Origin of the sequence: Mesorhizobium sp. LNJC394B00 (assembly GCF_000502555.1) — a bacterium.
In the GTDB taxonomy this organism is placed as follows: Bacteria; Pseudomonadota; Alphaproteobacteria; order Rhizobiales; family Rhizobiaceae; genus Mesorhizobium.
Genome location: NZ_AYWH01000010.1, coordinates 70,389 through 96,735 on the forward strand (window position 1 = coordinate 70,389; position 26,347 = coordinate 96,735).

General features: G+C 64.1%; 22 protein-coding genes and 3 pseudogenes. 12 read left to right on the forward strand and 13 right to left on the reverse strand.

Annotated elements, in window-relative coordinates:
* The first annotated feature begins 321 nt into the window (after window positions 1-321).
* The 5 genes from X751_RS139075 to X751_RS139055 all read left to right on the forward strand — a co-directional run bounded on the left by X751_RS139075 (window position 322) and on the right by X751_RS139055 (window position 6,673).
* Window positions 322-1,554: a 3-methyl-2-oxobutanoate dehydrogenase (2-methylpropanoyl-transferring) subunit alpha gene (locus X751_RS139075; protein WP_023672172.1), complete on the forward strand. Its 1,233-nt coding sequence runs from the start codon at window positions 322-324 to the stop codon at window positions 1,552-1,554.
* Between the two features lie 2 nt (window positions 1,555-1,556).
* Window positions 1,557-2,570 carry an alpha-ketoacid dehydrogenase subunit beta gene (locus tag X751_RS139070; RefSeq protein ID WP_023745906.1) on the forward strand — a complete coding sequence of 338 codons (1,014 nt, stop codon included), beginning with the start codon at window positions 1,557-1,559 and terminating at the stop codon, window positions 2,568-2,570.
* A 2-nt stretch (window positions 2,571-2,572) separates the two neighbouring features.
* Complete coding sequence (locus X751_RS139065) at window positions 2,573-3,976, forward strand: dihydrolipoamide acetyltransferase family protein (protein WP_023745907.1); 1,404 nt, start codon at window positions 2,573-2,575, stop codon at window positions 3,974-3,976.
* 235 nt (window positions 3,977-4,211) lie between these two features.
* Window positions 4,212-5,600 (forward strand): dihydrolipoyl dehydrogenase, encoded by a 1,389-nt coding sequence (gene lpdA, locus X751_RS139060; RefSeq protein WP_023710314.1) that lies wholly within the window; start codon window positions 4,212-4,214, stop codon window positions 5,598-5,600.
* A gap of 206 nt (window positions 5,601-5,806) precedes the next feature.
* The gene (locus tag X751_RS139055; protein WP_023702534.1) at window positions 5,807-6,673 is read left to right on the forward strand and encodes a glycosyltransferase; all 867 of its coding nucleotides are present in this window, start codon (window positions 5,807-5,809) and stop codon (window positions 6,671-6,673) included.
* A 161-nt stretch (window positions 6,674-6,834) separates the two neighbouring features.
* Here the strand turns inward: X751_RS139055 and X751_RS139050 are convergent, their stop codons facing one another.
* Window positions 6,835-7,938, reverse strand: a complete 1,104-nt coding sequence (locus X751_RS139050; protein ID WP_023745908.1) for a saccharopine dehydrogenase family protein — start codon at window positions 7,936-7,938, stop codon at window positions 6,835-6,837.
* A 150-nt stretch (window positions 7,939-8,088) separates the two neighbouring features.
* Here X751_RS139050 and X751_RS139045 point away from each other — a divergent pair, with 150 nt between their 5' ends.
* Window positions 8,089-8,517, forward strand: a complete 429-nt coding sequence (locus X751_RS139045; RefSeq protein WP_023672167.1) for an Lrp/AsnC family transcriptional regulator — start codon at window positions 8,089-8,091, stop codon at window positions 8,515-8,517.
* A gap of 178 nt (window positions 8,518-8,695) precedes the next feature.
* On the opposite strand, the gene X751_RS139040 is transcribed toward X751_RS139045, so the two are convergent.
* The 5 genes from X751_RS139040 to X751_RS139020 all read right to left on the reverse strand — a co-directional run bounded on the left by X751_RS139040 (window position 8,696) and on the right by X751_RS139020 (window position 15,117).
* Window positions 8,696-10,729 (reverse strand): aldo/keto reductase, encoded by a 2,034-nt coding sequence (locus X751_RS139040; protein WP_023698108.1) that lies wholly within the window; start codon window positions 10,727-10,729, stop codon window positions 8,696-8,698.
* A 29-nt stretch (window positions 10,730-10,758) separates the two neighbouring features.
* Window positions 10,759-11,838: a sn-glycerol-3-phosphate ABC transporter ATP-binding protein UgpC gene (ugpC, locus tag X751_RS139035; protein WP_023745909.1), complete on the reverse strand. Its 1,080-nt coding sequence runs from the start codon at window positions 11,836-11,838 to the stop codon at window positions 10,759-10,761.
* A 13-nt stretch (window positions 11,839-11,851) separates the two neighbouring features.
* The gene (locus X751_RS139030) at window positions 11,852-12,688 is read right to left on the reverse strand and encodes a carbohydrate ABC transporter permease (RefSeq protein WP_023745910.1); all 837 of its coding nucleotides are present in this window, start codon (window positions 12,686-12,688) and stop codon (window positions 11,852-11,854) included.
* Window positions 12,689-12,701: 13 nt separating this feature from the next.
* Window positions 12,702-13,562: a sugar ABC transporter permease gene (locus tag X751_RS139025; protein WP_023745911.1), complete on the reverse strand. Its 861-nt coding sequence runs from the start codon at window positions 13,560-13,562 to the stop codon at window positions 12,702-12,704.
* A gap of 286 nt (window positions 13,563-13,848) precedes the next feature.
* Window positions 13,849-15,117: an ABC transporter substrate-binding protein gene (locus X751_RS139020; RefSeq protein ID WP_023685055.1), complete on the reverse strand. Its 1,269-nt coding sequence runs from the start codon at window positions 15,115-15,117 to the stop codon at window positions 13,849-13,851.
* 106 nt (window positions 15,118-15,223) lie between these two features.
* Between X751_RS139020 and X751_RS139015 the strand changes: the two genes are divergently transcribed.
* Entirely contained in the window at window positions 15,224-16,093 is an 870-nt protein-coding gene (locus tag X751_RS139015) for a helix-turn-helix domain-containing protein (protein WP_023672161.1), read from the forward strand.
* Window positions 16,094-16,285: 192 nt separating this feature from the next.
* Here X751_RS139015 and X751_RS01000000164170 read toward each other — a convergent pair.
* The 3 genes and pseudogenes from X751_RS01000000164170 to X751_RS1000000168650 form a co-directional block, all read right to left on the reverse strand.
* Window positions 16,286-17,750, reverse strand: a pseudogene (locus X751_RS01000000164170) (ATP-binding protein).
* A gap of 56 nt (window positions 17,751-17,806) precedes the next feature.
* Entirely contained in the window at window positions 17,807-18,478 is a 672-nt protein-coding gene (locus X751_RS139010) for a winged helix-turn-helix domain-containing protein (RefSeq protein WP_023672160.1), read from the reverse strand.
* Window positions 18,479-18,598: 120 nt separating this feature from the next.
* A pseudogene (locus X751_RS1000000168650) lies at window positions 18,599-18,968 on the reverse strand (hypothetical protein); the annotation flags it as partial.
* 56 nt (window positions 18,969-19,024) lie between these two features.
* On the opposite strand from X751_RS1000000168650, the gene X751_RS139000 reads away from it, so the two are divergent.
* Window positions 19,025-19,657 (forward strand): isoprenylcysteine carboxylmethyltransferase family protein, encoded by a 633-nt coding sequence (locus tag X751_RS139000; RefSeq protein WP_023687613.1) that lies wholly within the window; start codon window positions 19,025-19,027, stop codon window positions 19,655-19,657.
* Here X751_RS139000 and X751_RS138995 read toward each other — a convergent pair.
* Together X751_RS138995 and X751_RS138990 are read right to left on the reverse strand one after the other, a co-directional pair.
* A complete protein-coding gene (locus X751_RS138995; protein ID WP_023672157.1) occupies window positions 19,651-19,866 on the reverse strand; it encodes a hypothetical protein in 216 nt (71 codons plus the stop codon). The genes X751_RS139000 and X751_RS138995 overlap by 7 nt on opposite strands.
* On the reverse strand, window positions 19,863-20,618 hold the full coding sequence (locus X751_RS138990) for a COG4280 domain-containing protein (RefSeq protein ID WP_023745913.1): 756 nt from the start codon (window positions 20,616-20,618) through the stop codon (window positions 19,863-19,865). Before X751_RS138990 ends, X751_RS138995 begins: the two co-directional genes overlap by 4 nt.
* Before the next feature lie 137 nt (window positions 20,619-20,755).
* On the opposite strand from X751_RS138990, the pseudogene X751_RS1000000167160 reads away from it, so the two are divergent.
* Both X751_RS1000000167160 and X751_RS138985 read left to right on the forward strand, forming a co-directional pair.
* Window positions 20,756-20,863, forward strand: a pseudogene (locus X751_RS1000000167160) (ABC transporter permease); the annotation flags it as partial.
* A gap of 90 nt (window positions 20,864-20,953) precedes the next feature.
* On the forward strand, window positions 20,954-21,955 hold the full coding sequence (locus tag X751_RS138985) for a LacI family DNA-binding transcriptional regulator (RefSeq protein WP_023745914.1): 1,002 nt from the start codon (window positions 20,954-20,956) through the stop codon (window positions 21,953-21,955).
* A 6-nt stretch (window positions 21,956-21,961) separates the two neighbouring features.
* Here X751_RS138985 and X751_RS138980 read toward each other — a convergent pair whose 3' ends face one another.
* Both X751_RS138980 and rocF read right to left on the reverse strand, forming a co-directional pair.
* Entirely contained in the window at window positions 21,962-23,023 is a 1,062-nt protein-coding gene (locus X751_RS138980; RefSeq protein ID WP_023745915.1) for an ornithine cyclodeaminase, read from the reverse strand.
* Window positions 23,020-23,955, reverse strand: a complete 936-nt coding sequence (gene rocF / locus X751_RS138975) for an arginase (protein WP_023745916.1) — start codon at window positions 23,953-23,955, stop codon at window positions 23,020-23,022. The genes X751_RS138980 and rocF overlap by 4 nt, the downstream gene beginning before the upstream one ends.
* A gap of 146 nt (window positions 23,956-24,101) precedes the next feature.
* Here rocF and X751_RS138970 point away from each other — a divergent pair, with 146 nt between their 5' ends.
* Both X751_RS138970 and X751_RS138965 read left to right on the forward strand, forming a co-directional pair.
* Window positions 24,102-24,542: an Lrp/AsnC family transcriptional regulator gene (locus X751_RS138970; RefSeq protein ID WP_023745917.1), complete on the forward strand. Its 441-nt coding sequence runs from the start codon at window positions 24,102-24,104 to the stop codon at window positions 24,540-24,542.
* Window positions 24,543-25,132: 590 nt separating this feature from the next.
* Entirely contained in the window at window positions 25,133-26,347 is a 1,215-nt protein-coding gene (locus tag X751_RS138965; protein WP_023745918.1) for a glycosyltransferase family protein, read from the forward strand.

Genomic DNA, 26,347 nt, shown 5'->3' on the forward strand with positions numbered 1-26,347 from the left:
AGGGTCGACCCCCCACTCCGTCGAGCTTCGCTCGACACCTCTCCCCCGATCGACGGGGGAGAGGAAAGCGCCAGTTCGCCGACCTTGGTGCTTCATCCCTCCCGGAAGCCGTGAAGTGACTATCTGCTGGAAATCCTGCAAAACTTTGCGCCTAATTGCGCGCCGCTCCCCAACATCGACAAGAAATTTCGCCGACATATCTGCATCTTGCGGTCGCCTGCCGGCCGTGACGCCGGATGGGTTGCGGCGCCCCATGAATTGGCGCTGTGCCGGGCGCGCGGATGTGCAAATATCACCGCAGCAAATGGGAGGACCATGGTCATGACCGATGCTGGGATGTTGCGGTTTCATGTGCCGGAGCCGGAAGTGCGGCCGGGCGGAACGCCCGACTTCTCCAACGTGCCTATCCCCAAGGCGGGCTCGGTGCCGCGACCGGACATCGATGTCGATCCGCGCACAATCCGCGACATGGCGTTTTCCATCATCCGTGTGCTCAACCGCACCGGTGAGGCGGTCGGGCCGTGGGCCGGGCTGCTCACCGACGAGGAGCTGCTCGAGGGGTTGCGCCACATGATGACGCTGCGCAGCTTCGATGCGCGCATGCAGATGGCGCAGCGCCAGGGCAAGACCTCGTTCTACATGCAGCATCTGGGCGAAGAGGCGGTGAGCTGCGCTTTCCGCAAGGCGCTGGCGCCAGGCGACATGAATTTCCCGACCTATCGGCAAGCCGGCCTGCTCATCGCCGACGGCTATCCGATGGTCACGATGATGAACCAGATCTATTCCAACGAGGCCGATCCGCTCAAAGGGCGGCAGCTGCCGATCATGTATTCGTCGAAGGAGCATGGCTTCTTCTCGATCTCCGGCAATCTGGCGACGCAATACATCCAGGCGGTCGGCTGGGCGATGGCTTCCGCTATCAGCAACGATTCGAAAATCGCGGCGGCGTGGATCGGCGACGGCTCGACGGCCGAATCCGATTTCCATTCCGCACTGGTGTTCGCCTCGACGTACAAGGCGCCGGTCATCCTCAACGTCGTCAACAACCAGTGGGCGATCTCGACGTTTCAAGGCATTGCGCGTGGCGGCTCCGGCACCTTTGCCGCGCGCGGCCTCGGCTTCGGTATTCCGGCGTTGCGCGTCGACGGCAACGACTATCTCGCCGTTCATGCCGTGGCCAAATGGGCCGCGGAGCGGGCGCGGCAGAACCTCGGGCCGACGCTGATCGAATATGTCACCTACCGTGCCGGCGCGCATTCGAGCTCGGACGATCCGTCGGCCTACCGGCCGAAAACCGAATCCGACGCCTGGCCGCTCGGTGATCCGGTGATGCGGCTGAAGAACCATCTGATCCTGCGCGGGGTCTGGTCGGATGAGCGCCATGCCCAGGCGGAAGCCGAAATCCTCGACACGGTGATCGCGGCGCAGAAGGAAGCTGAAGGCCACGGCACGCTGCATGCCGGCGGCAAGCCGTCGACGCGCGAGATGTTCGAGGGCGTGTTTGCCGAGATGCCGCCGCATCTCAGGCGCCAGCGCCAGCAGGCGGGAGTCTGACCATGCCGAGACGGACCATGATCGAGGCGATCCGCGACGCCATGGACGTGTCGATGGCGCGCGACGAACGCGTCATCGTCTATGGCGAGGATGTCGGCTTCTTCGGGGGTGTCTTCCGCTGCACGGCAGGCCTGCAAGCGAAGTACGGCAAGAGCCGCTGCTTCGATGCGCCGATCAACGAATCCGGTATTGTCGGCTCGGCCATCGGCATGGCCGCCTACGGGCTGAAGCCATGCGTGGAAATTCAGTTTGCCGACTACATGTACCCGGCGTACGACCAGCTGACGCAGGAAGCAGCACGCCTGCGCTACCGCTCGAACGGCGATTTCACCTGCCCGATCGTTGTCCGCATGCCGACCGGCGGCGGCATCTTTGGCGGCCAGACGCACAGCCAGAGCCCGGAAGCGCTGTTCACCCATGTGTCGGGGCTGAAGACGGTGGTGCCGTCCAATCCGCACGACGCCAAGGGACTGCTGATCGCGGCGATCGAGGATCCCGATCCGGTGATTTTTCTGGAGCCGAAGCGGCTCTATAACGGACCGTTCGATGGCCATCACGACCGACCGGTGACGCCATGGTCGAAGCATGAACTGGGCGAGGTCGCCGACGGCCATTACACGGTGCCGCTCGGCACGGCGGCGATCCGCCGGGCGGGCTCGGCCGTCACCGTGCTCGCCTACGGCACCATGGTCTATGTCGCGCAGGCGGCTGTGGAAGAAACCGGCATCGATGCCGAGATCATCGATTTGCGGACCCTGCTGCCGCTCGATCTCGACGCGATAGTCGCTTCGGTGAAGAAGACCGGACGCTGCGTCGTCGTGCACGAGGCGACACTGACCTCCGGCTTCGGCGCCGAGCTGTCGGCGCTGGTGCAGGAAAATTGTTTCTACCATCTGGAAGCGCCGGTGGCGCGCGTCACCGGTTGGGACACGCCCTACCCGCATGCGCAGGAATGGGACTATTTCCCGGGGCCGGCCCGTGTCGGCCGCGCGCTTCTCGAAACCATGGGAGCCTAGGGATGGGCGAACACATCATCAAGCTGCCGGATGTCGGCGAAGGCGTCGCCGAGGCCGAACTTGTGGAGTGGCACGTCAAGGTCGGCGACCTCGTGCGCGAGGACTCGGTGCTTGCCGCCGTGATGACCGACAAGGCGACGGTGGAAATACCTTCGCCGGTCGATGGCGAGATCCTGTGGCTGGGCGCGGAGATCGGCGACACGGTGGCGATCGGCTCGCCGATCGTGCGGCTGAAAGTGGCGGGGGAGGGCAATGTCGGCGAAGGCTCGAAATCGTCAGAGGTCACGGCGGCACCGACCCCCACCCCTGCCGGGGCGAGCCACGGGTCTCGCCCGTCCTCCGGACCCCCACAAGAGGGAGGCGTTTCGGCCACGAAATCCGACGCCAAGTCGCCACCACCTGCACCAGCAGCCAAAAGCGCACGGGCAGCTGAGACTGAATCCCCCTCCCCCTTGTGGGGAGGGGCCAGGGGTGGGGGTACTGCGCCGACATCTAAAGGTGCGGCACCCACCGGCGCGCCGCGCCCGGAGGGCGAAAAGCCCCTGGCGTCGCCCGCCATCCGGCTCAGGGCGAAGGAGGCGGGGATCGATCTGCGCCAGGTGTCGGGTACCGGCCCTGCCGGCCGCATCAGCCACGAAGATATCGAGGCATTCCTGGCACGCGGACCGCAGGTAGCGAAGGCGTCGGGTCTGGCGCGCAATGACAGCGTCGAGGATATCAAGGTCATCGGACTGCGGCGCAAGATCGCCGAAAAAATGTCGCTGGCGAAGTCACGCATCCCGCACATCACCTATGTCGAGGAGATCGACGTCACAGCACTCGAGGAGTTGCGCGCGGCGCTCAACAAGGAAAAGCGCAAGGGTGTGGAGAGGCCGAAGCTGACGCTGCTGCCGTTCCTGATGCGGGCGATGGTCAAGGCGATTGCCGACCAGCCCAACATCAACGCGCTGTTCGACGACGAGGCCGGCATCATCCATCAGCATGGCGGCGTCCATATCGGCATTGCCGCGCAGACGCCGTCGGGCCTGGTGGTGCCGGTGGTCAAGCACGCCGAGGCGCGCGACCTCTGGGATTGCGCGGCCGAGCTCAACCGCCTGGCCGAAGCGGCGAAGTCCGGCACGGCCAGCCGCGACGAGCTGTCGGGATCGACCATCACCATTACCTCGCTCGGCGCCATGGGCGGCGTGGCGACGACGCCGGTCATCAATCATCCTGAGGTGGCGATCGTCGGCGTCAACAAGATGATGGTGCGGCCGGTCTGGGACGGCACCAAGTTCATCCCGCGCAAGATGATGAACCTGTCGTCGAGCTTCGATCACCGGGTGGTCGACGGCTGGGATGCGGCGGTGTTTGTGCAGCGGATCAAGGCGCTGATTGAGACGCCAGCGCTGATATTTGTGGATTGAGGGGCGGAACGACCGAGATGACGGCGGGACAGCGCCCCCCTCTGCCTTACCAGCCATCTCCCCCACAAGGGGGGAGATTGGACGTCACGCAGGGTTTCGCCAATCTCCATCGTTGCAGGAATGAGCGAAGCGAAGAAGCTGCTGATCTCCCCCCTCGTGGGGGAGATGTCCGGCAGGACAGAGGGGGGCGCGAAGGATCGCGACGGAACATTCCCTCGCATCAAAGGGTCACGCCATGAAAGAAATCTCCTGCAAGCTGCTGGTCATCGGCGCCGGGCCCGGCGGCTACGTCTGCGCTATCCGTGCCGGCCAGCTCGGCATCGATACGGTGATCGTTGAAGCCGGCAAACCGGGCGGCACCTGTCTCAATGTCGGCTGCATCCCGTCCAAGGCGATGATCCATGCGGCGGAAGAGTTCGAGAAGGTCGCGCATATGGCCGGCGGCAGCAGTCCGCTCGGCATCTCGGTAGCAGCGCCCGTGCTCGATCTCGGCAAGACGGTTGCGTGGAAGGACGGCATTGTTAGCCGGCTGACCGGGGGCGTTGCCGGGCTACTGAAGAAGGCCAAGGTCAAGACCGTCTATGGCTGGGCGACGTTCCGCGACGGCAAGACCGTCGCGGTCGAGACCGAGACCGGCACCCAGATCATCCGCGCCGAAACGGTTGTGATCGCCACCGGCTCGGCGACGGTGGAACTGCCGTTCCTGCCGTTCGGCGGCCCGGTGATTTCATCCACAGAAGCGCTGGCTCTCGGCGAGGTGCCGAAAAAGCTCGCCGTGGTCGGCGGCGGCTATATCGGGCTGGAACTCGGCATGGCGTTCGCCAAAATGGGCGCCGCGGTGACCGTGGTCGAGGCGCTGCCGCGCGTGCTGGCGCAGTATGATGCGGAACTGACCCGGCCGGTGGTGAAACGGCTGGCCCAGATCGGCGTCGAGGTGATGCTTGGCGCCAAGGCCAAGGGGGTCAAGGGCGACGCGCTGCTGGTCGAGACCGCGGACGGCAAGAGCACCAAAATCGCGGCAGACAAGATCCTGGTCACGGTCGGCCGCAAGCCGGTGACGGAGGGCTGGGGCCTCGATCAGATCGATCTCGACGTGGCCGGCAAGTTCATCAAGATCGACGACCAGTGCCGCAGCTCGATGCGCGGCATCTATGCCATTGGCGACGTCACCGGCGAGCCGATGCTGGCGCACCGGGCGATGGCGCAAGGCGAAATGGTGGCCGAGATCGTCGCCGGCCACAAGCGCAGCTGGGACAAGCGCTCGATCCCGGCCGTCTGCTTCACCGATCCGGAGCTGGTGACGGCAGGGCTAACGCCGGAGGAGGCGAAGGCTTCAGGCGAAATCAAGATCGGCCAGTTCCCCTTCGCCGCCAACGGCCGGGCGATGACGAAACTCGGCGAGGACGGGTTTGTTCGTGTTGTCGCCCGCGCGGACAACCATCTGGTGCTGGGCATCCAGGCGGTCGGGCAAGGCGTGTCGGAACTGGCGGCGGCGTTCGGCCTGGCGCTGGAAATGGGCGCGCGGCTGGAGGATATCGCCGGGACCATCCATGCGCATCCGACGCAAGGCGAAGGCTTCCAGGAAGCGGCGCTGAAGGCGCTGGGCCACGCGCTGCATATTTGAAGTGCGCTTACCCTCCCCCTTGTGGGGAGGGTCGATCCGCGTAGCGGAGCGGGGTGGGGGTCCTCGCCGACCGTCAGCGCTCACCCCCACCCCGTCTCGCCATCTCCGCTTCGCTCCGACCGCGAGCCGACCCTCCCCACAAGGGGGAGGGTGGCCGCCCAGCCGTTGGTTGTCGCAGATCAGCGGAATGTACTAAGTGTCGGTCCATGGACACCGGCCTGAAGAAATACATCGCCATACGCTACAACATCGCCGCTGGCTTCAAGCCAAGCCAGTGGGACGGAAAGGGCCGCGCCAATCTCGACCCGGTCTGGCTGGTCGAGCGCCTGGCGTTGTTCGACACCTATTGCGCGTCGTCGCTCGAAGGCCAGTCGCTGAAGGATTTTACCGTCCTTGTGGCGTTCGATGCCGATACGCACGAGAACTATATTCGCACCGTGTGCAGCTGCGTGGCCGGTGTCGACGTCAGGCCGATCCTTGTCGAGGCCGGCGACGATTACAACAATCGCTTCAATGCTTTCGTCCACGACGACAGCGATGCCGAGTATGTCTCGCTAACGCGGCTCGACAGCGACGACGCGCTGGCGCCGACCTTCATGGAGCGCGTCGACCACTACGCGCGCCGGGAGATCGAAAAGCGTGTGGTGGACCTGCAGCCGCTCTACATTGCCTTTCCGGACGGCCAGAATTTCGAGACGGCAAGCGGACGCTACACGCACCACGACTATGTCACGTCGGCGTTCGGCACGCTGGTCGAAAGGAGATCGCCGGCGATGAGCGGCGTCTACAGCGAGCACCACGCAAAAATGGCGACGCGCTTCAACACCGTCGTGGCGGCATCGAAGGGCGCGCAATGGTGCATCGTCATCCATGACAACAACGCCGCCAACGTGTTGAGGGGGAAGCCGGTCTCGGGGCCCTCCTTCACGGTGGGCCGACCGGGTGTCGAACCCAAGGTGCCAGCGCGAAGGCAAAGCGCGCCACGACAGGCGACGCAGCCCCGCATGGCGCCGCGGACCGCGGGCAACTTCATCCGGTTTCTGCTCGGACGACCGATGGCTCTGCGGAAGTAGCGGGCGCTTTACCCTCCCCCTTGTGGGGAGGGTCGATCGCGGAGCGGAGCAGGGTGGGGGTCCTCGCCAACCGTCGGCGCTCACCCCCCACCCCGTCTCGCCATCTCCGCTTCGCTCCGATTGCGCGCCGACCCTCCCCACAAGGGGGAGGGTGAAGTAGCTCAGCTCGCCAGCCGGCTCACCATCTCGTGCTGCGCATAAGCGCGCCCAAAACGATTGGCGAGAAACGCATCCAGCGCGATGTCTTCCTGCTTGACGAAACCGGTCGCCGGCAAGGTGCCGTCGGCCAGCATGTCGAGCACGGCGCAGATGCCTGAGGCAGTGGTGATCTGGATTGCGCTGCGCACCTGGCTGCCAATGCGCTGCGAATAGATCTTGTTGGCGTAGGTTTCCTGCAGCAGGCGGCCATTGCGGCGGCCCGAGACGGTGACGAAGACGATGACCACGTCCTGCAGCGTTGCCGGCAGGGCGCTCTCGAAAATGTCCTTCAGCACGTCGCGGCGGTGGCGCAGGCCGAGATCGTTGAGCAGCGCCTTCATGATCGCCGCGTGGCCGGAATAGCGGATGGTGCGGTAGTTCAGCGTGCGCACCTTGCCCTTCAGCGTCTCGGCCAGCGTGCCGAGACCGCCAGAGGTGTTGAAGGCCTCATAGGTGACGCCGTCGAGCGAGAACTCTTCGCGCTCCTCCAGCGGCGGCACCTCGATCAGCTCGCCCTCGACGATCGCCTCGCAGGGTTCGCAATATTCGTTGATGACGCCGTCGGTGCTCCAGGTCAGATTGTAGTTCAGCGCATTGGACGGGTATTGCGGCAGCGCGCCGACGCGCATGCGAACGCTTTCCAGCGTGTCGAAGCGGCTGGCGAGATCGTTGGCGACGATCGAGATGAAGCCCGGCGCCAGGCCACATTGCGGAATGAAGGCGCTGTTGCCCGACTTGGCCAGCTCCTTGACGCGGCGGGTCGAGACGACATCCTCGGTCAAATCGAGATAGTGCACGCCGGTGGCGGCGGCCGCTTCGGCGATGCGCGTGGTCAAATGGAAGGGGGCGGCGCTCAGCACGGCGAAGGCGCCGGCAAGGGCGGCCTCGAGTGCGCCCGGCGCTGCGATATCGAGCTCCAGCCCCTCGACGCCGGCGGGAAGTTCGGCCGCGGCAAGCTGCGCCGCCGCGCGGTCGATAACGGTGACGTGGTAGTCGCCGCTGTCGGCGAGCATGCCTGCAATGGTGGAGCCGATCTTGCCGGCGCCGACGACGATGATTTTCTTCATGACCTTGCCCCTCGTGAAAACTCTTTGGCCCAGACCGCCGCGCGGTGGACGCGATGCCTTCAAGAATCGCAGCTTGCCTGTCGAAAGGAAGCGTGGGATCGTTCGAAATGAACCCTGCAATTGAACGATACGCCGACGAGGTTCGTCGAAATGCTCAGTGACGCCGAACAAAAACTGCTTTCCCTGCTGCGCGCCAATGCCCGCGCGTCGACCACTGAGCTGGCGCGCCAGCTCGGCGTTTCGCGCACGACGGTGCAGAGCCGGATCGAGCGGCTGGAACAGCGCGGCATCATCACCGGCTATGGCGTGCGGATGGCGCCGGACTACGAGCAGGGGCTTGTGCGGGCGCATGTGCTGCTCACCGTCACGCCCAAGCTCGCCGACAAGGTGGTGCGGGCGCTGCAGGCGCTGCCGCCGGTACGGACGCTGCACTCGGTGAGCGGCAATTTCGACATGATCGTCATCGTCGACGCGCCGTCGATCAGGGATCTGGATGCGTTGCTGGACGAGATCGGGGCGATGGACGGGGTCGAGCGGACGTCGTCGTCGATTATTTTGTCGACACGGATCGATCGGTAGGTGGAACGCATGAGCTGCTAATCTCCCCCCTTGCGGGGGAGATGGCCGGCAGGCCAGAGGGGGTCGTTCGACTGGGCTCGGCCTACCTGCCGCTGCAGAAGGAGGTTAGCGCTCCACGCGAGGCGACCCCCTCTGTCGCCTTCGGCGACATCTCCCCCTCAAGGGGGGAGATTAGCTGCTAAGCCCGCCGCCTTTCCGGCCCGCTATCCAGCCACGCCACATCCTCCGCCGACAGCTTGATATCCAGCGCCTTCAAACTGTCCTCCAACTCGTCCAGCGTGCGCGGGCCGATCAACGGCACCGACGGAAAAGGCTGCGCCAGCACATAGGCGAGCGCGATGTGGATCGGACTTTTGCCCAGGCGCTGCGCCAGCTCGATGGCGCGGTCGCGGCGGCCGAAATTCTTCTCCGAATACCAGACCCGCACCAGCTCCTCATTGTCCTGCTTGTCGCGGCCGGCGCGGTCGGTGAAGAAGCCGCGGCCCTGGCTCGACCAGGCGAAGTTGGGCATCTGCCTTTTCGTCAGCCAGGATTTCCAGTCGTCGGTGGACGAGGTGATGCAGCCGGCCCAGATCGGCTCCAGCATCTCGGCCAGCGAGAAATTGTTGGAGAGCACGCCGGGCTTCTGCTTGCCGGTGCGCTCGGCATAGGCAATCGCCTCGTCCATGCGCGCCATCGTCCAGTTCGAGCCGCCGAACGGGCCACGGATGCGGCCGGCCTTGACCTCGGCGTCCATCGCATCGACGAATTCGCCGACCGGCACATCGGGGTTGTCGCGGTGCATGAAATAGAGGTCGACATGGTCGGTCTGCAGCCGGTCCAACGACTGGGCGAGCTGCTTGCCGATGACATCGGGATAACAGAGCGGCGAGTGCGCGCCCTTGGCGATGATCACCGACTGCTCGCGCACGCCGCGATTCCTGAGCCACTGGCCAAGCAGCGTTTCGGTGTAGCCGGCGCCGTAGACATAGCCGGTGTCGAACAGATTGCCGCCGGCCTCGAAGAAGGCGTCGAGCAGGATTGCGCCCGACGAGAAGGTGCGGAAATCCTCGAAGCCGAGCGCCACCACGGAGGCCGGCTTCGACAGGCCCGGAATCTTGCGCTTGCCGATGGCGGTGCCGCCGGTGCGCAGCGGCCGGCCCGAAAGGGTGTTGGTTCGCTTAGCCGGCTTTTCGATTTCATATTCGAGCCCTACGGCAGCGCGCCATTTGTCGAGCACACGCAGCGTGCCGAGACTGTCGGCCCAGCCCATGCCCGGCCAGGCGAATTCCTGTTTGCCGGCCAGGATCGCCTCGCCGGCGGCGTCGACCTCAAAGGAATAGAGATGGCGGGTTTCGTTGAGGCTGATGGTCTCGCGCGTGTCGTCGGCGAGAATTACATCGATCCGGCCAGGGCCGCCATCGCGGTTGCCGCCGCCGGCGAACCAGAAATCCGGCACCTCGATGCGGCCCTTGGTGCCGAGGATGCGCAGGACATTGTCCTGTTTGAGCGAGATGCTGCAGGATACCTCGGCAACGATTCCACCGGGAAAATGCAGCAGCGCCGAGGCCCATTCGTCGACGCCGGACTTGCCGAGATGGGCGGTGCCGACAACCTTGTCCGGCTCGGCGAAGGGTTTGCCTGTGGCAGCGCCCGCGATCAGCCGCACCATGGAGACGGGATAGCCGCCGACGTCGAGAATGCCGCCACCGGCGAGATCGTTGGCGTAGAGCCGGTGCTCGGGCATGAAGCCCGGCATGGCGAAGCCGAAGCTCGACTTGATCAGCCTGACATCGCCAATGACGCCCGACTGGATCACCTCGACCAGCTTCGCCGTCTGCGGGTGCAGGCGGTACATGAAGGCTTCGCCGAGGAAGGTGCCGGCCTTGCGCGCGGCATGGATCATGGCGTCGGCCTCGAAGGCGGTCAGCGCCAGCGGCTTTTCGCACAGCACATGCTTGCCGGCTTCCGCCGCCTTGATTCCCCATTCGGCATGGCCGGGATGCGGGATGGCGATATAGACGGCGTCGACCTCGGGGTCGGCGAGCAGCGCGTCGTAACCGTCGAGGATGCGGGCGCCGGGAAACGTCTCGGCCAGGCCTGCCTTGCCGGGATTGCGGGCGCCGAGCGCCACGATCGTGCCGGTGCGCGAGCCTGCCACGCCGCGGGCGAACGCTTTGGCGATGTCGCCGGGCCCAAGTATCCCCCAGCGGAGGGGCGCGGTTGCAGTCATGATCATTCTCCTTGCAAGGCTGGAAGCGCTCAGCGCAGCCGCTGGCCGTCTTCATCGAACAGATAGGATTTGCGGATGGACACGGTGATCTCCTGGGTGTCGGGGACCTTTGCCGCGTCGCGCTGGATCACCAGGTCTTCGCCATGGGCGGTCCTGGCATAGATGAAGCTGGTGCCGCCGAGATGCTCGACCACGTCGATGCCGACGGTGAGGTCGGCTTCGCCTTCGCCGCCATTGCCGAAATGTTCGGGCCGCACGCCGACAATGACCTTGGCTCCTGTTTCTGGCACGGCGCCGGTCAACGGTTGCATAATGCGGGTCTTTTCCTCGCCTACCAGCTCGACGGTGACGCTGCTCGTGTTGCGCCCGACGACGCGGCCCTTGATGAAATTCATCTTCGGCGAGCCTACAAAGCCGGCGACGAACTGGTTGTCGGGATTGTCGTAGAGATCGAGCGGCCGGCCGATCTGCTCGACATGGCCGCCGCGCAGCACGACGATCCGGTCGGCCAGCGTCATCGCTTCGGTCTGGTCGTGGGTGACATAGATCATCGTCGTGCCGAGCTCCTTGTGCAGGCGCGAGATCTCGACCCGCATCTGGACGCGCAGCTCGGCGTCGAGATTGCTCAACGGCTCGTCGAACAGGAAGACTTGCGGTTCGCGCACGATGGCGCGGCCAATGGCGACGCGCTGGCGCTGGCCGCCGGACAATTGCCTCGGCCGCCGCGCCATCAACTCTGTGATGCGCAGGATTTCGGAGGCCCGCTTCACCCGCCGCTCGGTGTCCTCCTTGGGGTTGCCGGTCATCCTGAGGCCAAAGCTCAGATTCTGCTCGACACTCATGTGCGGGTAGAGCGCGTAGGACTGGAACACCATGGCGATGCCGCGCTCGGCCGGCTCGACATCGTTCATCACCTTGCCGCCAATGGCGATCTCGCCGCCGCTGATATCCTCCAGCCCGGCGATCATCCTGAGCAGCGTCGATTTTCCACAACCCGACGGGCCTACGAAGACGACGAACTCGCCATCGGCGATATCGATGTTGGCGTCATGGATAATCTCATAGACGCCGAAGCGTTTTACGACATTGGTGAGGGTGACTGCCGCCATATCGCTGTTGTCCCTACTTGACGGCGCCGGCGGCGATGCCGGCGATGAAATGGCGCTGCAGCAGCACGAAGACGACCAGCATCGGTACGGTCAGCATGACGGCGCCGGCCATGATGCCCCCCCATGAGACCTTGGTCAGGCCGATCAGCGTGCCGAGCGCCACAGGGGCCGTCATCGCGCCGGGCTGGCTGTTGATCAAAAGCGGCCAGAGATAATTGTTCCACGAGGCGAGGAACAGAATGATGGCGAGCGCCGCCAGCATCGGCCGCGCCAGCGGCAAAGCGACGAACAGGAAGATACGCCATTCCTTGACGCCTTCGACTCGCGCGGCGTCGAAAAGGTCGGCCGGCATCATCGAGAAAGCCTGGCGCATGAACAGCACGCCCAGCGAATTGAACAAGGGTGGCACGATCAACGCAATCCAGGTGTTGGCGAGCTGGAAGTCGCGCGCCACCATGATGAATTGCGGGATCAGCACCACCGCATAGGGCAGCGTGATGGTGCCGAGGATGATCGCCACCACCGCGCCCTTGCCGAAGAACTGATAGCGGGCGAGCGCCCAGCCGGCCATCGAGGTCAGCAGCACCGAGAAGAAGGTGTAGGTCACCGCCACCGCCACCGAAATACCGATAGCGCCGATGAAATTGGTGTCGCGCTGCAGGTTGTTGAAATTGTCGACGAAATTGCCGTGCGGCAGAAGCTCGATGCCGGGGCTGAAAATGCCGTTATCGGGCATGGTCGAAAACACCACCATCATCCATAGCGGAAACAGCCAGATCACCGCCAGCGGCGTCAGGACCAGATGCAGCAGGACGCTGCGGCCGAGCCGGCGTTGCGAGAGCGAACTCATTTCGGCGCCCCTCTCATTTCGGCTCTCGTGTCAGCCACAGCTGCACCAGCGTGATGGCGATTGCCAAGCCCGCCATGGTGTAGGCGACGGCCGAGGCATAGCCGAAATTGAGCGAACGGAAGCCCTGGCGGTAAAGCAAGAGGCCGAGCGTCTCGGTGCCGCCGCCGGGACCGCCGCGCTCGGTGATCAGGAACGGTTCGGTGAAAAGCTGCATGGTGCCGATGATCGACAGCACGGCGCAAAACACGATGACCGGCTTGAGCAGCGGCAGCGTTATGTAGAAGAACTGCTTGAGCTTGCTGACGCGGTCGAGCGTCGCCGCCTCATAGACATCCTCGGGGATCGACTGCAGGCCGGCGAGCAGGATGATGGCGTTGTAGCCGGCCCAGCGCCAGGTCACCGCGATCATGATCAGCGCCATGGCCGGTGTGACGTTGGAGAACCAGTCGATCTTGGACAGGCCGACGCCGGCGAGCAATTTGTTGATGATGCCGAAATCGAGATTGAACATCAGCCGGAACACGGCGGAATAGGCGACCTCGCCGACCACCACCGGAGCGAAGAAGGCGAAGCGGTAGAGGCCACGTGCTTTCAGCAGCGGCGAGTTCAGCAGCACCGCCATGACGATCGCCAGCGAGATCATCACCGGCACCTGGATCACGAGGATGAGCAGCGTGTTCTTCAGCGCGTTGAAGAAAGCGGGGTCGCCGATCAGGCGGCCCCAGTTGAACGTCGGCGCAAAGCGCCAGGGCACCGTGCGCGTCGCCTGGAAGGAAATCATGAACGAGGAGATGATCGGCCACACCCAGAAGATGGCGAAGATCAGGAGGTAGGGCGTGAGGAAGCGATAGGCCGTGGCGTTCTGGTAGCGCATAGTTCCTCCTCCTTCCTCTTTCCCGGCTGATATCCGGCGTGTTGTTAGCCGGCGTCAATTATTAAGGCTTGGCGCCGCCCCTCATCCCCCTGCCGGGACCTTCTCCCCGTATAGTGACGGGGAGAAGGGGCTTGTTGGGACGCCGCCGGCGATTGGCGAAGTGTTGGGCGAGAGCGTCCCCCTCTCCGTCACTATACGGGGAGAGGATGCCGGCAGGCAGGTGAGGGGCAGCGCCAACGGTCCGGCAAATTGCCCTATATCTGGCCCGCCATAATCACCGCCTTGGTCACTTGATCGGCAGTCCCGTCGCCGAAGCGATCTGGCTGGCGGCGTCGTCGAGGGCGGCCTTGGCATCGGGATAGCCGCCGCCGAGATATTTGGTCTGCACGGCGCGCATGATGATTTCGGCGTCGCTCTGGAACGGCGTGCCGCGGCTCGGCACCACCTTGGGCAGCGTGGCGAGAATGTCCTTCCACACTGCCTGGCCGCCCCAATAGGGCAGGCCCTGCGAGACGTAGGGGTCGTCGAGGGCCGAGATCAGTGACGGCACCAGGCCGAAATCCCTGAGCATGGTGATCTGGCCTTCATTGGTCTCGAGCGTGTATTTCAGATAGGCGTAGGCGGCCTCCTTGTTCTTCGAGGCTGAGGTGATGGCGAGCGACGAGCCTCCGAGATTGGCGGCGCGCGGGCCGTCGGCGGTCAGGCTCGGCATCAGATAGACACCCCATTTGCCGTTTTCGCCGGCGGATTCGGTGCGGATGGTGCCCTCATACCAGCCGCCATAGACCTGGGTGGCGACGGTGCCGGCGGTGTTGTTGGTGATCTTGGTGCCCCAGTCGGCCGACGAGATGATGCCGGCGTCCTTCATGTCCTTGATCTTGGCCAGCGTGTCGACGCATTTCGGCTGGTTGACGGTGATCGACTGCCCATCGGCGGCGAAATAGCCGCAGCCCTGTTCGTTGGAAATCATGCGGAAGAATTCGGTGTCGCCGTTGAAATCGGCATTGGTCATGGTGACGCCGGGATTGGCGGCCTGGACCTTCTTGCCGGCGGCGATGAAATCGTCCCAGGTCTTGATCGAGGCCGGATCGACGCCGGCCTTCTCGTAGAAGTCGCGGCGGTAGAAGGCGGCGACTGGGCCGGAATCCCACGGCATGGCATAGGCCTTGTCGCCGACCTCCAATTCGGTGCGCTTGAAATCCGGGAATTTCTTCTGGTCGTCGGCGGTGTAGCCCAGCGTGTGCAAATCGACGAAGCAATCGGGGAACTGGCTCCAGTAGTTCTCGGCCTCGCCGTTTTCGATCGAGACGATATCGGGCAGGCCGACGCCGCCGGCCGCACAGCCGGCGATCGACTTGTCATAGGTCGGCTGGTTGCCGAGATCCTGAACGGTGACCTTGACGTCGGGATGCTGTTTGTTGAAGCCGGCCACCGTCGCCTTCAGCGACGAAGCGGCGATATTCCAGCTCCAGATCGTGATTTCGCCGGACTGCGCCAAAGCCGGGGTTGAGCCCAGGCCAAGCGCCAGCGCGGCACAGATCAGTGTCGTGCGCATTGAAATCCTCCCATTTCATTTGCTCTCTCTTCGCGAGCATGGCTAGACTAGGCGGCGCGGAAGGCTTGTCCCTGACAACGGGAATAAAAGATGGGCGGAAAGTAAGATGCCGGAACGGCCGTTTTACCAGCCTGGCGCCAGCAGCGTCGAAGGCCTGCCGATGGCTTTGCAGATGTTTCACAACCATCCGCTGGTGATGCTGAAGCCGCACTGGCATGCCCAGGTCGAGGTCAATTTCATCGTCCGCGGCAGCGTGCATTACCGCATGAACGAGCACGAGATCTCGCTGTCGGCCGGCGACATGTGCCTGTTCTGGGGCGGGCTGCCGCACCAGATGGACGATCTCTCCGACGACGCCATCTATGCCGGCGCGCATCTGCCGCTGGTGCATTTCTTCCGCCTGCATCTGCCGACGGATGTCCGCCACAGGCTGATGACCGGCGCCACGCTGGTGACATCGGCGACCGACCAGGCCGACCATCACAATTTCGAGCGCTGGAACCGCTATTTCCGCTCGGGCGATGCGGCGATAACCGAGCACGCCGTGAACGAGCTGCTGCTGCGGTTGGAGCGGGTGCGCTTCGAGCCCTACCGGCTGGTGCCGGAAACCGCCATCGGCCAGGAACCCGGCGGCCCGTTCGACCAGCAATCGTTGCGCAATGTCGGTCGCATGTGCGACTTCATCGCCGAGAATTTCCTCTACGACATAGACTGCGTCGACATCGCGGCGGCGGCCGACATCCATCCCAAATACGCCATGAGCATTTTCAAGAAATCGACCGGCATGACGCTCAACGAATATATGAATCTGCTGCGGCTGAGCTACGCGCAGGCGCTGCTGATGCATGAAGACGCCAATGTGCTGCGCGTCGCCATGGATTCAGGCTTCGGCTCGCTCAGCGCCTTCAACAAATCCTTCCGCAAGCTGGCAGGGATGTCGCCCTCGGATTTTCGCCGGGGTGCGGTGGGCCGATAGGTTCAACGGTCATCTTGATCAACCCGCAGCCGTTCCGGGTGGAAACATGTGCAAGGCTAATCGCGACCGCCTTTGTCGGATGCGATCATCAACTTGGAGAAAGTTGTCAGCGACTTGGCGTTTCATGAGCGCCTTCCCCCACTCCGTCGCTGCTTCGCTCGACGGAGTGGGGTCGACCTGGCTCTGGCGTTGTCATTTCAAGCCGGGACCGGTGCCCTCCGCCCGAGGAAACCCGACAATTACCGCCAGCCCAGGCCGGCGATCCTCCAGCGCAATCGTTGCACCATGCAGGTCGGCGATGGCCCGCACAAGGCTGAGGCCCAGGCCGCTGCCGGGCGTGGTGCGGCTGGAGTCCAGCCGGTAGAGCCGCTGGAACACTTTTTCGCGCTCCTGCGCCGGGATGCCGGGGCCATTGTCGGCGACCTCAGCCAGAATGCGGTCGCCTTGCCGCCNCTTTTTCGCGCTCCTGCGCCGGGATGCCGGGGCCATTGTCGGCGACCTCAGCCAGAATGCGGTCGCCTTGCCGCCGCACCGATAGAAGGATCGCCGTGCCATCGGGGCAATGCCGCAGCGCGTTCTCAACCAGATTGGCAAACAATTGCGTCAGCAGGTCGCGGTCGCCGTGGACCAGGCATGGGGTGCCGTGGACGATCGTGGCCGACAGCGACTTGCCGTCATCCTCGGCGACACCGGCGTAGATTTCGGCAATGGCATCGATGACGCCGGTGAGGTCGAGATCGACAAAGCGCGACTTGCGGGCGCCGGCCTCGATCTGGGCAATACGCAACAGCGCATCGAAAGTATCGTTGATCTGCAGGCTTTCCCCACGTGCCTCCGCCAGCTCATCGGCAACGGCCTCACCCCGCGCGGTCCTGTCGGCCGCAGCTTCCAAAATCATCTGCAGCCGGTTGAGCGGCGTCTTCAGATCATGCGCGATGTCGGCGCTGACCTGGCGCATGCCGTCCACCAGCGCCGCCAGCCGCTCCAGCGCGGCGTTGACCTGGCGCGAGACGCCGTCAATGTCGTCGCCATTGCCGAGCAGTGGAATGCGGGCGTCGAGCCGGCCGTTGGAGACATCGTCCATGGTGGTGGCAATGCCGTCGAGGCGACGCTGCACACGCGACGCCAGCAAGGCGCCGCCAGCCACCGCCAGCCCTGAAATGATCAGGGTGGCCCAGCCGAAGCTCATCAAAACGATGTTTTCCAACTCCCTTATCTCAGACAGCGAGAAGGCGACGGTCAGGCTGTTCGGCCCGACCGAGCCGGACCAGGCGCGGTACATGGTGCCGGGCGTCACATCGGGCAGGGACGCTGCAAAATCCGAAAAGCCATCGGGAAGGTCGGCGGCGGTGAAATTCCCGGCCAGGCGATTGCCGGCGGGATCGGTGAGCGAGAACAGCTGTTCCTTGCTCGGGCTGAGCGCGGCGTGGCTGTCGACTGCCGAAACCAGATCCTCCCGGTCGTTTCCGGCATAGGTCACCGCCACGACCGAATAGGTCTCCTTGACCGACTGGTCGAGCTGCTCGGCAAGATCCGCGCTCATCAGCTGGTAGACGATGGCGCCTGACAGGATGAAGGCGAGCACGAACAGCAAGGCGAAGGTCAGGGCCAGCCGAAACGGCGTGCTGCGCAGCAGGCGAGAGCCTGTCTCAGTCATAGTGCGTTTCAGTCATGGCAAGCTTCAGTCATGGCAAGTTTCTGTCATGCCGCGCCTCAGTCGTGAACACTGTAGCCAGTGTTGCGCACGGTGTGGATCAACGCGGTTTCGAACGGCCTGTCGATCTTGGCGCGCAGCCGGCTGATATGGGTTTCGACGACGCTGGTCTTGGGGTCGAAGTGAAAATCCCAGACCCGTTCCAGAAGCATGGTGCGGGTGATGACGCGGCCCTCGCCGCGCATCAGCACTTCGAGCAGGCTGAATTCGCGCGGCTGCAGGTCGATCGCCTGGCCCTGCCTGGTGACGCGGCGCTGGATCAGGTCCATTTCGAGGTCTGCGATGCGCAGCGTCGTCTTCAGCTCCTGCACCGCAGGGCGACGGCCGAGCGCGTTGATGCGGGCGAGCAGTTCGGAAAAGGCGAATGGCTTGACGAGATAGTCGTCGCCGCCGGCCTCGAGCCCTTCAACCCTGTCGTCGACGCCGCCGACCGAGGTCAGAAAGATCGCCGGCGTGCGCACGCCCGCCGCCCGCACCGCCTTGATCATCGACAGGCCGTCGAGGCCGGGCAGCATGCGGTCGACGACGATCACGTCATAGGCGTCGCGTGTCGCGGCAAACAGCGCGTCATGCCCGTCGCGCAGCAGATCGCAGACATGCCCGGCTTCGCTCAGACCCTTGACGACATAGTCTGCGGTCCTGGGGTCATCCTCAACAAGGAGAAGTCGCATCTCTGTTCCGGTCTGTTGCCGAGGCTTTGCCAGAGCGGCATGCTAGCACCGGCGGCGGTCCGTTCCTAGAATATCCGCCGGCGCCTGGTCGCTCGTGGTCGTTGCACATGTCCATAAGTGTCATCCGACCGGATCGCGCGCAGGGACAAGCATCCTGCGCAGCACGGCGTCTTTCAGAATAAAATGATGGAAGAGTGCCGCACCGGAATGAATGCAGATCAGAACGATGAATACCGGCTTTGCCCAAGTATGGACATCGCCCAAGGCAATCGTGGTGGTTTGCAGACGGACGCCCAAATTGTCGACCAGATTGTCGGTGATCAAGGTGCCGACGACGCTGATCAGCACCACCGCCAGCCAATAGGCATGGCACATAACGCTTCTGCGCGAATTGCAGCGCCAGCGCGACGACAAGGATGCCGGTCATGATCAGCGAGGTGACGGTCAGTCCGAAGCCAAGATTGACGGCCAGATAGTCGGCCGCCGTCTCGCTAGTGGGTGGCGAGACACCGGCGCTATGAGCCCTGCCGGGGTGCAGGAACTATGATGAGCTACGCTCCCCCCAAGCCGGCAGCGAAGGCGTTCGACCAGCACAAGCGCCTGCTCGTCATACAAGTGGCGGCAGCCCTCGCCGTCATGCTGTTGCTGTTCACCAAGCCCTTTCTCGTCGAAGGCTCGGACGGGCACGGATACATTGAGGCGCTGGGCATCGGCTTCGTGCTGGTCTGCTTCCTTGGCCGTCTGTGGAGCATTCTCTATGTCGGCGGAAGGAAGAACGACGAGCTGGTCACCATCGGCCCGTTCTCGATGAGCCGGAACCCGCTCTACTTCTTTTCCACGGTCGGCGCGGCGGGCGTCGGGTTGATGTACGGCTCGGTGCTGGTGGCGGCGGCGCTGGCTCTGGTGAGCTACCTGGTGTTCCGGGTGACGGTGCGCAAGGAAGCCGAGTTCCTGTTTGGAAAGTTCGGCCCCGCCTACAGCGTCTATGCCGAACGCACGCCGCCTTTCTGGCCGAACCCGCTGCTGTTTCACGATCAAGCCGAACGCCGGTTCTCGACAAAGGCGTTGCGGCGGACATTCACGGACGGGCTCTATTTCCTGGCGCTGTTCCCGGCCATCGAGACGATTGAGCAGTTGCGGATCAGCGGCATGCTGCCGGTGTTTTTCACCCTCTACTGACCGGAGCGCCGTGCCGCGCGGCGCACGCTGTAGAGCAGGATGACGAGGCAGCCGGGCAGAAGCAGGACGCCGCCGGCAAGCGGCGGCAACGCCAGCAGCTTCACTGCCGCGGCAATCGCTACGATCAACAGCAGCGCCAGCGTCGCAAGGCTGCCGTCGTCGATGAACATGCCGACGAGCTCCTTTAGAATGAGGCGGACGACGTTCATCGAGCAACTCCTTGTGCAGCCTTGGGGTAGCTGGCGCGCAACCAGCGCACCATGGCGAAGCACGCGACGGCGATGATTGCGAAGATGGCCAGCAGCGCCAGATCGGCGCCCGGCCAGTGGGTGCCCAGGCCTTCGCCGGTCCAGAAAATGCCGAAGCTTGTCAACATCAGGCCGACGGCGAATTTGAGCGCGTTTTCCGGCACCCGCGCCAGCGGCCTGTGCACCGCAAGGCCGATGATCGTTACCAGGACGAAGGCTGCCAACGCGCCAAGGCTGGCATAGAAGGTCTGTGCATGCGCGGCGCCGACGGCAATGACGATGAACACCACCTCGACACCTTCGAGCAGCACCGCCTTGAAGGCCGCGAGCCCGGCCAGATAATCGGCGCGGCGGTCATTGGCCTGCTGCTGCAAAGCGGCGGTTTCCCTTGAAAAGGCCGCGTCCTCGTCATGCAGGGCGATGACGCCGACACTGCGCAAAATGGCCTTTCTCAACCAGCGCATGCCAAACAGGACTAGGAGCACGCCGACGACGAACTGCAGCACCGCAATGGGAATCAGCGCCAGCAGCGGTCCGAAGGCCAGCACCAGAGCCGCCAGCACCGCCAGCGCCAGCGCCGCGCCTGTCAGCGCTGGCCGCCAGCTGCGGGTGACGCCTACCGCCAGCACGATTGTGAAGGCCTCGACCACTTCGACGAAGGAGGCAAGGAACGAGGCGGTCACGGTGGAAAGTATGGGCGTCAGGCCGTTCATGAAGGTTTCCTGTCTGCGGGAATCACTAGCCTGAGAAGGATACAGCGCTCCGGCGGAAGGGAGAACGCGCCGGCATCGTCGCCATGGTCTATCTGTTGCGTCAACATCGGTGGCCCGGTCGCCGGCGTCGCTACGAGCTGCTCGGCGTCGGCGACAATTTCAAGCCGATCGTGCTAGGCCTTGTCATTGTGCTCGCCGTCATTCTGGATGCCTATCGGGAAAAGCTGTTGAGGGTGATCCGATAAAGCGCGTCGCGCTTTTTGGTTTTTGTTTTATGGATGTCATTTTCCCAGATCCGCCGGACACTCCGGGCGACATGCACTAGGGGACAAGAAATGACGACGATTGCCGATGTCGCGCGCCATGCCGGAGTGTCGGTCGCAACCGTCTCGCATGTGATGAACCGCACGCGCCATGTCGAGCCGGAGACGGCCGAGCGCGTGCATTCTGCCATCGCCGCCTTGCGCTACAGCCCGAACACGCTGGCGCGCAGCCTTAGGCGCGGCGAGACCAAGACCATCGGCCTGCTGCTGCCGGACAATTCCAACCCGTTCTTCGCCGGCGTGGCGCGCCAGATCGAGGATGCCGGCTTCCTTGCCGGCTATACGGTGATCTTGTGCAACTCCGACGGCAGCGCCGAGAAGGAGGAGCGCTATCTCCAGGTGCTGATGGCCAAGCAGATCGACGGGCTGATCTTCGCCGGCTCGTCGGATCATGCGCGGGTGTTCTCCAGCCTTCTGCCCGGCGTGCCGGCGGTGCTGATCGACCGCGAGATCCATTCGGTCAATGTCGATTCCGTTCTGGTCGATCACGATCATGGCGGCTATCTCGCCGGCCGCTATCTGGCCGGGCTCGGCCACGAGAAGATCGGCGTCATCGGCGGCCCGCGCGATTCCAGCTCCAGCCCGGCCCGCCTGCGCGGCTTCGCCAGGGCGCTGCAGGAAGCCGGCCTCGACCTGCCGGTGGCCTCGGTGGTGGATTCCGACTATCACTTCGCCGGCGGCCGCACGGCGATGGAGCGGCTGATGGCGCAGGCGCCTGGGATCACGGCGCTGTTTGCCTGCAACGATCTGATGGCCATGGGCGCGCTAACGGTGCTGCACGGGCGCGGACTGCGGGTCCCCGACTACATATCGATGATCGGCTTCGACGACATCCCCTATGCCGTCACCACCTGGCCGCCGCTGACGACGATCGCACAGCCGGTCGAGAAGATCGGCACCCGCGCCGTCAGCCTGCTGCTCGAGCGGGTTGCCGAGCCGGCGGCGCATTCGCGCCGCGAAGTGCTCACTCCTGTGCTCGTCGAGCGGGAGAGCTGCGCGCCGTTGCGCGGCTGAAGCCCCTCAGGCGGCGGCCGGCTGCAGCGCTGCCCTGAGCAGCATGCCGAAGAGGTCGCGCGGCTCGTCGGGATCGGCGAGCAGGTCGAGCTCCTCGTAGAGGCCGGTGGCCTGAAGCTGGTCTCTGATATAGCGCAGCGCGGAAAAATCCTCGGTGGCGAAGCCGACGGAATCGAACAGGGTGATCTGTTCCGCCGTCTTGCGGCCTTCCGCCTTGCCGGTCATCACCTGCCACAACTCGGTCACCGGATGGTCGGCGTGGAGCTGCTGGATTTCGCCCTCGATGCGCGTCTGCGGCGGGAACTCGACGAAGATGTCGGAGCGCAAAAGGATGTCGCGGTGCAGTTCCGTCTTGCCGGGGCAGTCGCCGCCGACCGCGTTGATGTGCACGCCGGAGCCGACCATGTTGTCGGTGAGGATGGTGGCGCACTGCTTGTCGGCGGTCACCGTGGTGATGATGTCGACGCCTTCGACAGCATCCTGGCCCGTTGTGCAGATGGTGATGTCAAAGCCCTTGCCGGCGAGGTTGCGGGCGCATTTCTCGGAAGCCGAGCGGTCGATGTCGTAGAGCCGCAGCCGGTCGATGCCGAGCAGCGCTTTGAAGGCGACAGCCTGGAATTCGGACTGGGCGCCATTGCCGATGATGGCCATCGAGCGCGCGCCTTTCGGCGCCAGATATTTGGCCGCGACCGCGGAGGTGGCCGCGGTGCGCAGCGCCGTCAGGATCGTCATTTCGGTCAGCAGCATCGGATAGCCGGAACCGACATCGGCGAGCACGCCGAAGGCGGTGACGGTCTGGCGCCCCTCGCGCATGTTCTTGGGATGGCCGTTGACATATTTGAAGCCGTATAGCCGGCCGTCGCTGGTCGGCATCAGTTCGATGACGCCGTCATGGCTGTGCGAGGCGATGCGCGGCGTCTTGTCGAACAGCTCCCAGCGGCGAAAATCCTCCTCGATATAGGCGGCGAGTTCGGTGAGGAACCGCTCGACGCCGATGGTCAGCACCAGCTTCATCATGCGGTCGACGCTGACGAAGGGGACGATGGCAAGGCGGGAAGGCTGGGTCATGCAATGCTTCCGGAATGGCTGCGGGTCGGGCGGTCCATGATGCGCCGGCCCATCAGGCTGGCGGCGAGGTCGACAATCAGCGTGGCGGTGCGGCCGCGCTCGTCGAGGAACGGGTTGAGCTCGACCAGATCAAGGCTGGAGACCAGGCCGCTGTCGGACAGCATCTCCATCACCAGATGCGCCTCGCGGAAGGTGGCGCCGCCGGGCACGGTGGTGCCGACGGCCGGCGCGATGGAGGGGTCGAGGAAGTCGACGTCGAGGCTGACATGCAGCAGGCCGTTTGCCTTTTCGACGATGGTCAGGAAGGCGCGCAGCAAAGGTGCGACGCCGTGCTCGTCAATGGTGCGCATGTCGTGCACGGTAACCCCCGCTTCGCTCAGCGCCCGGCGCTCCGCCGGATCGACGCTGCGCAGGCCCATGACGCAGATGTGGGCAGGGTCGACGGCGACAGGCAGGTCCGGGAAATAACCGTTGAAGCCCGGTCGGCCGCTGGCATAGGCGAGCGGCACGCCGTGCAGATTGCCGCTGACGGTGGTATCGAGCGTGTGGAAATCCGGATGCGCGTCGAGCCACAGCACGAAGAGCGGCCGGCCGCGTTCGGCGGCGCGGCGGGCTATGCCCGACACCGTGCCGGCCGATATCGCGTGGTCGCCGCCAAGGAAGATCGGCATGGCGTCCCGCGAAGCCGCATAGGCGGTCTCGGCAATTGCCGCCGTCCAGGCGGAAATCTCCGGCAGGGCCTTCAGCGCGAGATTGCCATGGACGATAGCGCGCACTGCGGCCGGTTGCACCGCGCCCCAGTCCTCGACCTCGTGGCCGAGTTCCGACAACACCGAGACAAGCCCGGCCGTGCGCAGCGCGCTCGGCCCCATCTCGCATCCCATCCTGCCGGCGCCGTCCTGCACCGGCGCGCCAACGATCCTGCAGCGCATGGTTCTTGTTGTCCTTGTAAATTGATTGGGCGATTGATGCGTGGAATGAACCATCTCGGCCTGGCAGTATGAACAGGCGAAATTGGCATTTCGAGAAGAATGATTTATCATTCCGATAAGTCAGTTTGGTCAAAGTGGATAGAATCATGGACTTGCTCGATGAAAGGCTGGTCACGCTGCTCAGGCATGATGCCCGGCGCAGCATCTCCGATCTCGCGGTCGATCTCGGGGTGTCGCGCGCCACGGTCAGGGCGCGCATGGAGCGGCTGGAAAAGTCGGGTGAGATCATCGGCTACACGGTGGTGCTGCGCGCCGACGCGGTCGACCAGCGGATACGCGGCGTGATGATGATCGAGATCGAGGGCCATGCCGCCGACCGCGTGGTCCGGGCGCTCGGCGGCCTCGCCGAGGTTTCGACCATTCACACCACCAATGGCCGCTGGGACCTGGTGGTCGAACTCGGAACGGCGTCGCTCACCGATTTCGACGCGGTGCTTAGGCGGATACGGCTCATCCCGGGGATAACCGGCAGCGAGACAAGTCTGCTGCTGGCAACGCCGAGGACGACAAGGGCAAGGTTGGCGTAGCCGTCCTTCCGGCCGGCGTGTTCACGCAAAGCTTTGTGACGGATCTGGCGAATGGGTCGCCTGGCTGACGAATCTCATTGGGGCCGCAGCTATCCTCCACATGACGGAGCAAGCCGGATGACGCGAGATTGCACCAGCTTGAACGGTGCAAGGACCGGACGCTTGCCACAGGCCAAGGCTGATGGCAGGATAAAAGGCCGCAACGTGCGGCCTCTGGCGGCCGTTGTGTTTCGATGGATTATGAAGCATTTTCCCAAGGTGCGGGTTCTCCTCACAATGTGCGGCAGCCTCGTTTCGCCTTGGTCGCCCTTGATTTTTCGCAATGTGCGCTTTGCCTGCCTCAGGCCGCAGGGCATTTAATTCCACGGGGTCAAGCCTCATGACAGAGATTTGTGCTCGGGCCGTCTATCGTCGGCGAAGACAAGGCATGGCGCCACAATCAGCGCCCCCTGGCATTCGTGACCAGGTGAAGAATGCCGTTGCGTACCTCTCGCCCCCATGTTTCAAAACAGGTCGATAGACCCGCGAGAATGGTTTCGAAGCCTGCGGGGTTGCCCACGGTCCGGCGAGAATTCTAAAAGACGTTCACAATGACACAGCACGCAAAAGACGCACGAATTCTCATGTACAGCCACGACACGTTCGGGCTCGGCCATTTGCAGCGTTGCCGAACGATCGCTCATTCGCTGGTCGGGGATTTCCGCGGACTTCAGGTGCTAATCATTTCGGGCGCCACCATCGCCGGCGCCTTCGACTACCGCGCCCGCGTCGACTTCGTGAAGATCCCCAGCGTCATCAAGCTGCGCAACGGCGAATACACCTCGCTGGAAAAGGACATCGATCTGCACGAGACGCTAAGGATGCGGCAGTCGATTATCCGCCACACGGCCGAGAGCTTCCGGCCGGATATCTTCATCGTCGACAAGGAACCGCTGGGGCTGCGCGGTGAGATCGAGGATACGCTGTCCTACCTCAAGACGCGGGGCACCACGCTCGTGCTTGGCCTGCGCGAGGTGATGGACGCGCCGCATTTGCTCGAAGCGGAGTGGGCACGCAGGGATGTGATTCGTAAGATCGGCCTGTTCTACGACAAGGTCTGGGTCTATGGCCCGCCGGATTTCTACGATCCGTTGACCGGCCTGGACGTGCCGCCGGCGGTCAGGGCAAAGATGAAGTTCGTCGGTTTCCTGCAACGGAGCCTGCAGCAGAACCAGTTGCCCGGCCACCGGCCCGAGGGCGACTATATCCTGGTTACCACCGGTGGCGGCGGTGACGGCGCCGACCTGATCCACAACGTCATCGAGGCCTATCAGCAGGATCCGCGATTGCAGCACCGGGCGCTGATCGTGCTTGGGCCCTACATGCCGGCGCGCAAGCGCAACAAGCTGGTCCGGAAGGGGGCCAAGATCCCCTATGTCAAGATCATCGAATTCGACAACCGGATGGAAGAGCTGATTGCCGGCGCCAAGGCGGTGGTGGCGATGGGCGGTTACAACACCTATTGCGAGATACTGTCTTTCGACAAGCCGGCGCTGATCGTGCCGCGCGTCACGCCGCGCGAGGAACAGCTGATCCGGGCACGGCGCGCAGCCGAACTCGGCCTCATCGAGATGCTTTTGCCCGAGGAGGCCGAGGATGCCCAGCGGTTTGCCGATGCGCTGCAGGTTTTGCCGGGCCGGCCGCGCCCATCGCAGAGCAATGCGCATCTGACGCTGGAAGGGCTGCCTCATATTTCCGAAATCGTCGCGGAACTGCTCGACCGGCGGGCCGGCCATCACCTTTCGGTCATTGAAGGCATGAACTGA